13 protein-coding genes are annotated in these 12,711 nt (G+C 40.9%); 6 read left to right on the top strand and 7 right to left on the bottom strand.

Going from position 1 to position 12,711, the window contains the following annotated elements; all coding sequences use genetic code 11:
* Window positions 1–34 precede the first annotated feature (34 nt).
* From myaer_RS04365 to myaer_RS04340, 6 genes are all read right to left on the bottom strand, one after another.
* Window positions 35–733 carry a metallophosphoesterase family protein gene (locus myaer_RS04365; RefSeq protein ID WP_046661105.1) on the bottom strand — a complete coding sequence of 233 codons (699 nt, stop codon included), beginning with the start codon at window positions 731–733 and terminating at the stop codon, window positions 35–37.
* Between the two features lie 21 nt (window positions 734–754).
* The gene (locus tag myaer_RS04360) at window positions 755–1,564 is read right to left on the bottom strand and encodes a metallophosphoesterase family protein (protein ID WP_046661104.1); all 810 of its coding nucleotides are present in this window, start codon (window positions 1,562–1,564) and stop codon (window positions 755–757) included.
* A complete protein-coding gene (locus tag myaer_RS04355; protein ID WP_046661103.1) occupies window positions 1,564–2,343 on the bottom strand; it encodes a hypothetical protein in 780 nt (259 codons plus the stop codon). Before myaer_RS04355 ends, myaer_RS04360 begins: the two co-directional genes overlap by 1 nt.
* Window positions 2,344–2,775: 432 nt before the next feature.
* On the bottom strand, window positions 2,776–3,807 hold the full coding sequence (locus myaer_RS04350) for a CobW family GTP-binding protein (RefSeq protein WP_046661102.1): 1,032 nt from the start codon (window positions 3,805–3,807) through the stop codon (window positions 2,776–2,778).
* Between the two features lie 113 nt (window positions 3,808–3,920).
* Window positions 3,921–5,777, bottom strand: a complete 1,857-nt coding sequence (gene thrS / locus myaer_RS04345; protein ID WP_046661101.1) for a threonine--tRNA ligase — start codon at window positions 5,775–5,777, stop codon at window positions 3,921–3,923.
* A 208-nt stretch (window positions 5,778–5,985) separates the two neighbouring features.
* Window positions 5,986–6,540, bottom strand: a complete 555-nt coding sequence (locus myaer_RS04340) for a hypothetical protein (RefSeq protein WP_046661100.1) — start codon at window positions 6,538–6,540, stop codon at window positions 5,986–5,988.
* 58 nt (window positions 6,541–6,598) lie between these two features.
* Here myaer_RS04340 and rnc point away from each other — a divergent pair, with 58 nt between their 5' ends.
* Window positions 6,599–7,276 (top strand): ribonuclease III, encoded by a 678-nt coding sequence (rnc, locus tag myaer_RS04335; RefSeq protein ID WP_046661099.1) that lies wholly within the window; start codon window positions 6,599–6,601, stop codon window positions 7,274–7,276.
* Window positions 7,277–7,295: 19 nt separating this feature from the next.
* Here the strand turns inward: rnc and myaer_RS04330 are convergent, their stop codons facing one another.
* A complete protein-coding gene (locus myaer_RS04330; protein ID WP_046661098.1) occupies window positions 7,296–8,075 on the bottom strand; it encodes a Crp/Fnr family transcriptional regulator in 780 nt (259 codons plus the stop codon).
* Between the two features lie 170 nt (window positions 8,076–8,245).
* Here myaer_RS04330 and myaer_RS04325 point away from each other — a divergent pair, with 170 nt between their 5' ends.
* From myaer_RS04325 to myaer_RS04305, 5 genes are all read left to right on the top strand, one after another.
* Entirely contained in the window at window positions 8,246–9,289 is a 1,044-nt protein-coding gene (locus myaer_RS04325; RefSeq protein WP_046661097.1) for a sulfate ABC transporter substrate-binding protein, read from the top strand.
* Between the two features lie 11 nt (window positions 9,290–9,300).
* Entirely contained in the window at window positions 9,301–9,642 is a 342-nt protein-coding gene (locus myaer_RS04320) for an NIL domain-containing protein (protein WP_002802587.1), read from the top strand.
* A gap of 19 nt (window positions 9,643–9,661) precedes the next feature.
* Window positions 9,662–10,504, top strand: coding sequence for a sulfate ABC transporter permease subunit CysT (gene cysT / locus myaer_RS04315; RefSeq protein ID WP_046661096.1), 843 nt, complete (start codon window positions 9,662–9,664; stop codon window positions 10,502–10,504).
* A 41-nt stretch (window positions 10,505–10,545) separates the two neighbouring features.
* Window positions 10,546–11,388 (top strand): sulfate ABC transporter permease subunit CysW, encoded by an 843-nt coding sequence (cysW, locus tag myaer_RS04310; protein ID WP_046661095.1) that lies wholly within the window; start codon window positions 10,546–10,548, stop codon window positions 11,386–11,388.
* A gap of 81 nt (window positions 11,389–11,469) precedes the next feature.
* Entirely contained in the window at window positions 11,470–12,510 is a 1,041-nt protein-coding gene (locus tag myaer_RS04305; RefSeq protein ID WP_046663602.1) for a sulfate/molybdate ABC transporter ATP-binding protein, read from the top strand.
* Window positions 12,511–12,711: the final 201 nt, after the last annotated feature.

Below are 12,711 nucleotides of genomic sequence, written 5' to 3'. Positions count from 1 at the left end.
ATTAATCTTGAATATTTAATTAATCTCTGAAAGATTAATAAGGTACGGTTCTAAACTCCACGCAATTATTACTAGGATTATAGAGAGTGTAAACTGCTTTATTTAATTCTTTACCAACGCTACCAACCCCAATTAAACGCTTATCTTGAATCGTCAAAGTTTGACTTGGTTGCCGTTTATCTAAAGTAGTAACAGTGCTGGTTAAATTAGCGGACTGTAAAGAATAATCAAAAACTTGTCCTGCACGACCACAAAATAGATTATTAACTCCCACCCGTTGCAGTCGATCTAAAATTTGCCATGGGGGAGTATCGGGGGTTAATTCTTCACTAACACTGACACTACTGCCATGAATTAATAAACAATCCAACTCGACAAAACCAAAATCGAGATTTCGTAACCATTGCACCGTTTCTAAAGAAACTGCGTCCCAGAGTTGTTTAGTGCTATCAATTCCATATTTATGGATTAATTCCGTCGGTTCTCCTGTGGCTCCTAAACTGTGTAAAATTAGACATTGTTCTTCCCACCATCCCCGACAAACCTGCGGATATAAGTTATTTTTAGTGGGATAACGTATTTGTTCTACTAGCATTTCACTATCGGGATTAACACCGATAAAATCTCCTAAAATATATAAATTTTCTACAGTAACTGACCGTTGCTGAATATCTTCCAAGACCGCTTGATAGGCTGGTAAATTGCCTTGAATACCGCTTAAAATTGCCCACATAATTTCTTGATTTATCACAAATTAACGTTCGCAAACATGAGTCGGATCATCGGCTTTTTCCGCATATTCTAGACCCTTAGCCAATCGCCAAGCGAAAATAGGAGGTAAACCCGATTCTAAAATAGCCTGACAGGTTTCCTGATAGTTATAGGCCACTTCTCGCAGTTGTACCGCTGCCGTTTCTCGATCGTAAATCACATAGGTGGCATTTGGACGACCGTGACGTGGTTCTCCCACCGATCCCACGTTGATGATACGTTTAACTGGTGTGGTAAATTGCCGCGACTGTTCCCCATCGGGTTGATACACTTTTATTTGCAAGCTTCCCTCGTCGAGAGTGCGAATGTAGGGGATGTGGGTATGTCCACAGAATAAAACCTCTGTATCTACCGATAAAACCCGTTCTAAAGCCGTAAAAGCGTCCATTTCGGCTAAAAGATACTCATGGTTATTTTGGGGACTACCATGAACAAAACAGAGGTGATCTAGCTTAAAAATTTCGGGCAGTTTTGACAAATAATTACGGTTTTCTGGGGTGATTATTTGATTTGTCCACTCATGAGCTAATCTACCGCGTTTTTCTGCTAAAAGCGACGGATAACTGCACTCACAGGCATTTAATCCCTCAACGATATCCTCATCCCAACACCCTTGTACTGTAGTAATCCCCAGTTGACGGATTTTTTCCACCACTTGGTTAGGATGGGGTCCATACCCAACCAAATCCCCTAAACAGTAGATTTCTTGACAACCCTGTTGGTCTAAATCTTGCAAAACAGCATTTAAAGCGGGCATATTGCCATGAATACAGGATAAAACGGCTATTTTCATCAGATTAACTCCATTTCTGGCTCTAAAGATTCTTGAAATTGTTGTTGATAATAAAAAAGTGCCTCATCGGACAGACAACAATCACTCAGGGTATCGGCAATTGTCGGTTTATCGAGATTGCGACCGACGATTTCAATCCCACTGAAGCGATTCGGTCTCCCATCGACATTTAAGGGGAAATTTAAGCTTTGAAAGTCTTTTTCTGGCCATTCATCCATAAATTCCCCATAAATACACTGACCGTCGATGATATCGAAGATACTTTTAACCCGCAGCACTTCCCCATAGGCCCCTTGGGTTAATTCTGTCCAAAAGGTGGTTAAACTGGAAAAATCGAGGATTTCTCCCGTTAAAACGGCTCTATAAATCTGTATTTCTCGTTTTTTTAACCATTGATCACCTTTTATGGTTGTTTTGACGGGACTGATGACCATTTCATCGACGGGAACTTGTCCTTCGGGGATTTCTTCGTCTGGAGACGTAATCGCTACCCGATGACAATTGAGGGGTTTTAGAAAGCTTTCGAGGGATTGCGCGTCTAAATGCCATGGTACTTCCATATAAACCGTGTTTTCCATGGATAAACTGCTCAAAAGGTCTTCTTCTTCCCTAGAAATAGAGGACAACTGGGGAAAGTCACTCTGTAAAGTGAGATGATCAATGGGAAAAGTTTCCGTCTGGGGACTAAAATATAGACTTGGCTGCTTGCTTTGGGCGATTTGTTGGCGAATCCAATGGGTTTTTCCCGCAGCTATACCCCCCGTCACCACGATAATCATTTTGCTCCTTCTTTATTGTGGTAATGATAATCATTCTAGCATAAGTTAGATTGGGGCAAGTAATCTTCCTTAACCAATCCTCTAGACTTAGCAAGGTTATTTTGGGAAAAATTGGCGGTTTCTTGCGGTATTAATCATGGTTATGGCTCTTTTCTCTAGGATACCATTGGCTTTGTCCATCGGGTAAATCAACTAAGATAATTCCCATCATTTTTAATTGTGATCGCCGCTTCCGTAAAGTGCAAGGGTTTGCGATAATGAGCTTGGAGAACAAAGAGACGTAAAACCATTGGATCGAGGGTTCGTTAAATTTTAAAGTTTTTATCCATAAATTATTCATAAGTAGCTGGTTATAATTAAATTAAAAATGGATTTTAGGTTCGATCCCCCCTGCCCCCCTTGATAAGGGGGGTGTCTGAAAACTTTTAACACCTACCTACTTAGTTTGTCCTTTTTAATTTTTTGAGAACTAGCCAAGCATTCGTTTAGTTGTGTCAAGATTTCCTCTTTATTTAAATTTCTGCCGATAAAAACTAACTGATTATTAGGAGATGTATCCCATTCTACCGCTTGCAGATCGTAACGAAGACCGCTCAATTGAAAAATATGTTTTAAATCGCTTTGTTGAAACCAGAGAATCCCTTTTGCTCGAAAAACATTTATCGGCATTTTTTCCGTGAGAAAAGGTTCAAATTTATCTAGATTAAATGGTTTATCGCTAACAAAGGAGACAAAATTAAAGTCTTCAGGAGATTGATTATCACTGGAGATTGGGCGATTTTTTTGAAAGTCTCTCAACTGGACTTTATACAATTCTTCTTTAGTTAAACCTAGATCTAACAATAAACCCAAAGGAACCTGACCATAACTACTTTTTAGGAGTCTTATACCCTCTTTTTCCCGACGAATAAACTTTTCTAAATCATCTAATTTTTTGCCACTTACTCGATCTATTTTATTGAGAATTACCACGTCACCATAACGAATTTGACTAAGGGCAATATTACTATCAAAATGATCAGCAGTAAAGGTTTCAGAATCCACGAGGGTAATAATAGAATCTAAGCGAGTCAGATATTTTAATTCCGTGGCTAAGAAAGTGAGGATAATTGGCAAAGGATCGGCTAATCCTGTGGTTTCAATGATTAGATAGTCCACGGGTATTTCTTTTTCTAAGACCTGATAGACTGTCTCAATTAAACTATCATTAATTGTACAACAAATACAGCCATTACTCAATTCTACCATATCTTCATCGATGGAAACAAGCAATTGAGAATCAATATTAATATCCCCAAACTCATTGACTAAAACGGCAACTTTTAAACCTTCTTTATTGTCAAGAATATGATTTAGTAAAGTGGTTTTTCCACTGCCTAAAAAACCAGTAATAATCGTCACAGGCATTCCCGATTTAGGCAAGCAAGGGAGGGAATCGGAGAGAGGAATTATCAAAGAACTCATGGCAGCTAACCCACTTTTAAGTTAATTAATTGACAGAAAATAGGCTTTTTCAACCCTGTTAAATTCTCCTGGAAGGGATCGATATCCACTATTTGCCGGTTGATACAAAAGCTTCAGAGATTAGTTTTAGATAGGATCGCTGTTTGCATTTTTTCTAATAAATCTGCCAGCGTCATCGAACCTAAATCACCCCCTTGTCGAGTGCGAACACTTAGAGTTTTACTGCTAACTTCTCGTTTTCCAATCACAGCTAAGACAGGTATTTTTTCTAGTTCTCCTGTACGAATTTGTTTACCTAAACGCTCACCACTTTTATCGATTTCCACTCGATAACCAGCTTGTTTTAACTGCATTGCCACCCCTAAAGCATAATGCTGCTGTTCATCACTAACGGGTAATAAACGGACTTGAATAGGTGCTAACCAGAGAGGAAAATCTCCCGCATAATTCTCGATTAAAATACCAAAAAATCTTTCCAAAGAGCCAAAAATAGCTCGATGAATCATAATCGGTCTTTCGCGACTACCATCCCTAGCGACATATTGCATATCAAAGCGTTCTGGCAAGTTAAAATCGACCTGAATCGTGGAACATTGCCACATTCTACCGATCGCATCTTGAATTTTTATATCAATTTTCGGACCATAAAAAGCCCCACCTCCCTGATCCTCAATATAATCCCACTTTTTAGCATTTAAGGCCTCAATTAGAGCCGCCGTTGCCAATTCCCAAACACTATCACTACCCACTGATTTACTGGGACGAGTCGATAAATTTATCTGATAATTAGTAAAGCCAAAATCGGAGAGAATTTTCTCGGTTAAATTCAAAACTCCTAGAATCTCTGCGGCAATTTGTTCTGGCAAACAAAAAATATGAGCATCATCTTGAGTAAAACCTCGCACCCGCATTAATCCGTGTAAAACCCCCGATCGCTCGTAACGATAAACTGTGCCTAATTCTGCCCATCTGAGGGGAAATTCTCGATAGGAATGCAGGTCATTTTGATAGGTTAAAACATGAAAAGGACAATTCATCGGCTTAATTTGATAGCTTTGCTGTTCTAACTCGATCGCCTCAAACATATTGTCGCGATAAAAGTCCCAATGTCCAGAAGTTTTCCACAGATCTAAATTAGCTAGATGGGGAGTATAAAGAAATTGATAACCCGCTTCTAAATGAGCTTGGCGCCAATAATCTTCGATTAAATAACGCATTGTTGCACCCCGGGGATGCCAAAAAACTAAGCCGCCACCGGCATCTTCTTGGATGCTAAATAATTTTAATTGTTGTCCCAATTTGCGATGATCTCGTCGCTGCGCTTCTTCTTTTTGTTGGAGATAATTTTGTAATTCTGCGGGGGTTTGCCAAGCTGTGCCGTAAATTCGCTGTAATTGCGGCTGTTTTTCATCTCCTTGCCAATAAGCACCCGCTACACTCTCCAAGACGAAAGCATCTGGGTTAATTTCCCCCGTCGAGTTGAGATGGGGTCCCGCGCACAGATCCCACCAAAATTCTTCTGGGGGAGAAACAGCACCATCAATTAACGAGGGTTCTCGATCGCTCCGTCCTGCGTCCGGACTACCGATAAAATAACGGGTAATGGTTTCATCTGGGGGAATTCTCTCTAAAATTAACTTTTTGTAGGGTTGATTAAGGCGCTCGATTTCTGCGGTAATTTCGCTTCTTTCCAGCACTTCTCGGATAATTGGCAGGTTTTGCCCGATAATTCGCCCCATTTCTGCCGCTATTTTCTCCAAATCTTCGGGGGTAAAGGGTGTTGGGCGATCAAAATCGTAGTAGAATCCCGTTTCTGTCCAGGGACCAATAGCGACTTTGGTTTCAGGAAAGAGAGTTTGTACGGCCATCGCTAAGATATGGGCGCAAGTATGGCGTATTTTTACTATTTTTTGCGAATCTTCTTGGATAACGGGGCTTTCTGCCAGGGGGGACTTAATTTGATTGACCATTGCCAGTTAAAATGATAATGATTATCATTTTAGCAAAGGAGGGCTGATGTCTGAGAGAAAAATGCGCTCAAATCCTCTAGCGGCAAGCTCAACGATAATTAATTTTTGAGAGTTCAAAAATGAGAAAAATAGGCATAAAATCTCTAAATAGAGAATTTAATTGATTAAAGCTCATTTTTGATTCTCCTGACGACCGAATACTGGCTACCTACTCCTCAACCAAGGGAAGATTTTTGATTTTGACAAGAGGTCTATACTTAATAGAGCCGTAGATTAATAACATTGTCGTTAAAGTCATGGCCATAATTAGGGTGGCAATTTTGGCTAACCAGAAAGCCACGAAGATTATGCCGATTCCGTCAGCGAGTAAGATGGGTAAACGTGGCCCTATGCCATGGTCAATAATTTTTCCCGTGCTTGGCTGCAGTTGAATTTTGGCTAAACAATGAAACCAAATTTGACTAACTAAAACTATTAAAGCTCCCCATCCTATCCAGAGGGCAGCCAGATAAAAGCCCGCTAATTCTAAAACAATTGTACTAATTGTAACTATAAAAAAGCGATCGAGGCGAGGATCGCTGGTTTTTTGCTGAAATTGGGCAATTTCTGCCAAGTCCACCGCTGCCATGCGTGCCTGTTCCATACACATCACCAGGGTACCTAGGGCAAGAATAGCAGCGGATAGGTTTTCCGGTGAGAATACTTGGGAGATTATGCCTAAACTAGCCGGAAAAAACAGTAAAAAAAGGATCGTTCGTCTCATCTATTCGGGGTGGGGTCGGATTAAGATAAGAAATGCTCTTGACTTGATCATTTCTGTAATGTCTTGTTTGCCTCCTTTTCAAAATGCTCTCCTTCTCACCCAAGCTTTAACCCATCGTTCCTATGTTAATGAACAGTCCCAATTGACGGAAAATAACGAGCGCCTAGAATTTTTGGGCGATGCGATTTTGGCTTTTTTGGTGGGCGAACTTTTGTATCAGAAATATCCCGCCATGAACGAGGCCGAATTAACTCGTTTGCGGTCAAATTTGGTCAAAGAAGAACAATTAGCGCAATTAGGCATCGAAATCGGCCTGGGGGAGTTAATGCGTTTGGGTAAGGGGGCAATTAAAGATCGGGGGCGATCGAATCCTACCCTATTAGCGGACACTTTTGAAGCGATAATTGGGGCTTATTATCTAGATTCGGGGTTAAATGCGGTTAAAAACTATCTGCACCAACTTTTTATCCCTGTAGCCTCTCATTTAGTCTCCCAACAATCGGAATCGCCATCTTTTATCGATGCCAAAAATCTCTTTCAACAGTGGGCCCTGGCCAATTTTGCCTCTAATCCAGAATATACGATCATCGATGTGACAGGACCCCCCCACGCTAGGGAATTTACTGCCGAAGTGCGGGTTAATAACCTTCTCTACGGTACAGGTAAAGGTAAACGGAAACAGGATGCCACCAAAGCGGCTGCCGAAGATGCTTTAAAGCGCTGTCAATGGCAATAATAAATAAGGCCAAACCTACTTATCTGAGGGGCCACCAATTAACTTTATCCCTGGTGGCACTGTACACTTCTTTTAAACCCTCGGCATCCAGTACCCGAATTAAATCCCCCGTCGATTCTGAGGCAATTAATCCCACGTTTTGCAATCCTTTTAATACCTGTTCGACGGTGCGTTGATTGAGTTGACAAGCGCGAGCAATCACATCTACGGATAGATCAAAAGTATAGATATTTTCAGCACTCGGTTGACTGCCTAATTCTCTTTCTTGATAGATTAAAGCTCTGAGTAAAGTGGCTACAGCTTGGGGTGGATAGCTACTGCAATTAAGCAAATGATACTCGAATTTTTGCTGTAATTCAAATAAAAAACAGTACCGTTGACGAAAACTTTCGTTATCGTTGTAAATCTTTTCTAGCGCCGATAAGGGAATTTTCAGGACGTGGGTGGTTTTATAGGATTCCACCAAACAGGGAAAGGCGCGACTGGCTAAACCATAACTAAAGGGTAAACTCCTCATGCCAAAACAGCCGCCGGGGTAGGTAATGGCAATAATCCGGTCGAGGGGAGTGCTGCGGACGACGATTACACCCTCATTCAAAATCACATACAAAACATCTAGAAATTCATCGGGGAGAAAAGCCGTATAGACGGGACGATTGGAAAATAGCGTCTCTAGCTTGAGATTGTCGGCATCGAGATACTGACTTAACCAAGCTTCCTCTAGTCCGCGAAAGAGAAAACTCTGGTTAATCAGTTGTTGTAGGAGGGTTGTTTTTTTGGCTTTGACGCTCTTGCCCATAGTCTCAAACCTAGATGTAGCACTGATTCTATCTTCTCACAGTTTCTCTTCTCCTAACTTGGTTTCAAGTTTGTTTTATAAATGTATTGAAATTTTGTTTCCTATGCTGTAGGATTAAAACACGCCTGAAAACAGATACAACCTCAGAGTAAATTTTAGGAGCGCCGCCGATGCAGTCATCCCAGTCTTGTTTATCCCTACTCATGGCAACTGTCCTGACGGGAGGAATGCTGGCATCTTGCACCCCATCCCCCACCAATAGCGGCAATGACAGCCAAAAACCCGTGACTGTGACACTTGTTTCCTATGCTGTCACCCAAAGTGCCTACGAAAAAATCATTCCCAAATTTGTCGAGGAATGGCAACAAAAAACGGGGCAAAAAGTAACTTTTGAACAGAGTTATGGTGGTTCCGGTTCCCAAACTCGCGCCGTTATCGATGGTTTAGAAGCGGATGTGGTAGCTTTGGCTTTAGCTTTGGATACCAAGAAAATTGAGCAAGCGGGATTAATTCAACCCGGTTGGGAAAAAGAAGCTCCCAATGACTCTATTGTTCATAAATCTGTAGTGGCTTTTGTTCCTCGTGATGCCAATATTAAAATTAATAAATGGTCAGATTTAGCCAAGGATAATATTAAAGTTATTACCGCTAATCCCAAGACTTCTGGCGGAGCGCGCTGGAATTTTCTCGCTCTTTGGGGTTCGGTGACGCAAGCGGGAGGCAGTGAACAAGAGGCGCAAACTTTTGTCGAAAAAGTCTTTAAAAATGTGCCAGTTTTACCTAGAGATGCTCGCGAATCTAGTGATGTATTTTTTAAACAGGGCCAGGGAAATGTGCTAATTAATTACGAAAACGAGATGATTCTCGCTAACCAAAAAGGTGAGAATTTAGCCTATACTGTTCCCACTGATTATAATATTTCTATTGATAATCCCGTGGCGGTTGTTGATGCCAATGTGGATAAAAAAGGTACGAGAAAAGTGGCGGAAGCTTTTGTGCAGTTTTTATTTACTCCCGCAGCCCAAAGAGAATTTGCTCAGGTGGGGTTTCGTCCCGTTGAACCGACGGTAGCTAAAGAGTTTGAGAGTAAATTTCCTCAGATAAAAAATCTCTTTACCGTGCAGGATTTAGGCGGTTGGGATCAGGTACAAAAGCAATTTTTTGATGATGGAGGCTTGTTCGATAAAATTCTGACTAAAGCTGGTAAATCCTAAGGAGAAAAACTATGGATAATCAACCCCAATGGCAAACTATTAATCATCCCCAAAGTGACTTACATCTCGATCAATCGGGACTTGATCGCCCCACTTCCCGACGAATAAAAATTCGGGTTCCTAAACAATATATTAACGAGCCAATTATAGCACGTTTAGGGTCTTTTCCCGGTCTAAAAGTGAATATATTTTCCGCTTTGTTAGCTGCCAATAATAATCAAGATGGCTGGTTTGATCTACAACTACAAGGCAACTCTCAAGGTATAGAAAATGCCCTTTCCTATCTGGCAGATTTAGATGTAGAAGTTTGGTATGATTCAGCACAAGTTCTTGAAGAAGCAGACAATTGGTAATCTCTAGCAATAATTAACAATGGCTAACCCACAATTATCTTTATCTCCCAGTCAACCCCTGAAAAAAGTTTCTATTCCTTGGGTAATTACCATTAGTTATCTAGTGGTTTTGTTGGTTTTACCAGCAGCGGCACTATTTGCTAAATCCCTAACTCTTGGTTTTGCTGAATTTTGGCGTGTTGCCACTTTACCGATTTCTTTATCCGCTTACCAAGTCACTTTTTTGACTTCCTTAATCGCCGGATTAATTGACGGAGTTTTTGGCACTATTATCGCTTGGGTGTTAGTGCGTTATCGATTCCCGGGTAAAAAAATTGTCGATGCTTGTGTGGATTTGCCCTTTGCTTTACCCACTTCTGTTGCTGGTTTAGTCCTCGCCACAGTTTACAGTGATAAGGGTTGGCTCGGTCAATTTTTTGCCCCCTTTGGCATTAAGATATCCTTTACCATTTTAGGGGTTTTTGTGGCGATGTTATTTATCGCTTTACCCTTCATTGTCCGCACCTTACAGCCAGTTTTACAGGAAATGGAAAAAGAGGTAGAAGAGGCGGCTTTATCCCTCGGTGCTTCCTCTTGGCAAATCTTTTGGCGAGTGATTTTTCCCACAATACTACCGGCTATTTTAACAGGAGTTGCCCTCGGTTTTGCCAGAGCGATCGGTGAATATGGTTCCGTAGTTATTATCTCCTCTAATATTCCCTTTAAGGATTTAATTGCCCCAGTTTTAATCTTCCAAAGACTAGAGGAATATGATTACACAGGGGCGACAGTAATCGGCATGGTTTTATTACTGGTTTCTTTGTTCATGTTAGTAGTAATTAATTTCCTGCAGCAATGGGGGCAAAAATACAGAGTTAAGTAAAGAGTAAAAAATATTAGAGTATGACTGGAGACAGATCAAAAATGCTGAGTCTAAAAAAATCAACTAAACCGAAAGAGTGGGATTACAAACCCCTACTAATTATCATCGCCCTTGTCTATCTGGCACTATTATTATTTATTCCGGCAGCGGCAGTATTTTACTATGCTTTTCGCAATGGATTCCAAGCTTTTTTAGAAGCGGCGGGAACTTCTGACTTTATCGAAGCGGTAAGATTAACAGTAATTATTGCCCTAATTACTGTACCTTTAAACACAATTTTTGGACTTTGTGCCGCTTGGGTAATTGCTCGCAATCAATTTCGTGGTAAAACTTTATTAATTAGTTTAATTGACTTACCTTTTGCCGTTTCTCCCGTGGTAGCGGGTTTAATGATTGTACTGCTCTATGGGCGCAATGGTTGGTTAGGTTCTTTTCTAGAACTTTTCAGTATAAAAATACTTTTTGCTTTACCCGGAATGGTATTAGCAACCATATTTGTTACTATGCCTTTTGTCGCTAGAGAAGTTATCCCAGTCTTAGAAGAAATTGGCTTAGAACAAGAGGAAGCGGGGCGCACTTTAGGGGCAAATGATTGGCAGATTTTCTGGCGCGTCACTTTACCCAATATTCGTTGGGGGTTGATGTACGGAGTGCTGTTAACTAATGCCCGGGCGATGGGAGAATTTGGGGCAGTTTCTGTGGTTTCTGGCAGTATTTTAGGTAGAACTGCCACCCTGCCAATTTTCGTAGAACAGGCTTATAAAAATTATCTCACTCCTGCTGCTTTTAGTGCGGCGGCTATTCTCGCCTTACTAGCGGGAGTTACTTTAATTATCAAAGAAATTCTCGAACGTAAAACCGCCCACAAAATTCATACTACTTAACTACAATTAACCTAAAAATATGAGCGGGCGTTGGGTTTCATGCTTCAACCCAACCTACGTTCTACAAAAAACCTAAAAATTATGAGTATTATCATCCAGCAAGTTTCTAAACGTTTCGGCAATTTTCAAGCCTTAGATAATATCAGTTTAACCATTCCTGAAGGCAAATTAGTCGCCCTTCTCGGACCATCGGGATCGGGAAAATCCACCTTATTACGTTCAATTGCGGGATTAGAAACTCCCGATAGTGGCGCAATTATCATTAACGGACAAGATACCACCCATCTTGATCCTAGACGGAGAAATATAGGCTTTGTTTTCCAACATTATGCCCTATTTAAACATTTAACTGTTCGTCAAAATATTGCTTTTGGGCTAGAAATTCGCCAGCAAAAATCGCCAGTAATTAAGAAAAAAGTTGAGGAACTATTAGAATTAATTCAATTACAAGGATTAGGCGATCGCTACCCCGCCCAATTATCGGGAGGACAACGGCAGCGAGTAGCTTTAGCCCGCGCTTTAGCCATTCAACCGAATGTATTATTATTAGATGAACCCTTTGGAGCTTTAGATGCAAAAGTTAGAAAAGAATTAAGGGTATGGCTGAGAAATTTACACGAAGAAGTTCACGTTACCAGTGTTTTTGTTACCCACGATCAAGAGGAAGCAATGGAAGTGGCCGATACGATTGTTGTGATGAATCATGGTAAAATTGAACAGGTGGGTTCTCCCGCCGAAATTTACGATCATCCAGCCACACCTTTTGTGATGCAGTTTATTGGGGAAGTGAATATCTTACCCAGTTTAGCAGGATTAGGAAATGGACATCATCCGGGGGATAATTCCACCGTTTTTATCCGTCCCCACGACCTCGAAATTATGCCCAATCAAGATGGGTTGAATAGTTGGGCAGTGGTAAAAAGAGTTATTCATTTAGGCTGGGAAATACAGGTAGAATTAATGTTAGCTGATGGGGAAATGGTGGTAGCTTACCTCAATCGAGAGGAATACAAGCAATTACAGTTACAACCAGAACAAACGGTACATTTAAAACCGAGAAAAGCGACCCTACTCACTGATTTTGACAATAAAAGTGAGAAAGTTATCGATTATTCAATTTAAAAACTTTAGTTGTGTTACAGCTTTTCTCATCAAGATGAAGTTTAACCAGATGTTCATCGACTAGGGAAGACAATCTCTCGGCTGGCTGTAATTCTGGCGAAAGCGGTTGTCAAGGATTGAGATGGCCCTGTGTTTGTTGTGGGAAAAGGGTTTTATCAATTATGCAGGGCTGATTTGTAAGTAGCCGGTTGCGGGTTCAAA

The organism is Microcystis aeruginosa NIES-2549 (genome assembly GCF_000981785.2).
GTDB classification, from domain to species: domain Bacteria; phylum Cyanobacteriota; class Cyanobacteriia; order Cyanobacteriales; family Microcystaceae; genus Microcystis; species Microcystis aeruginosa_C.
Note: the sequence above shows the minus strand (reverse complement) of the source record. Positions and strands in the feature narration are given on the sequence as shown.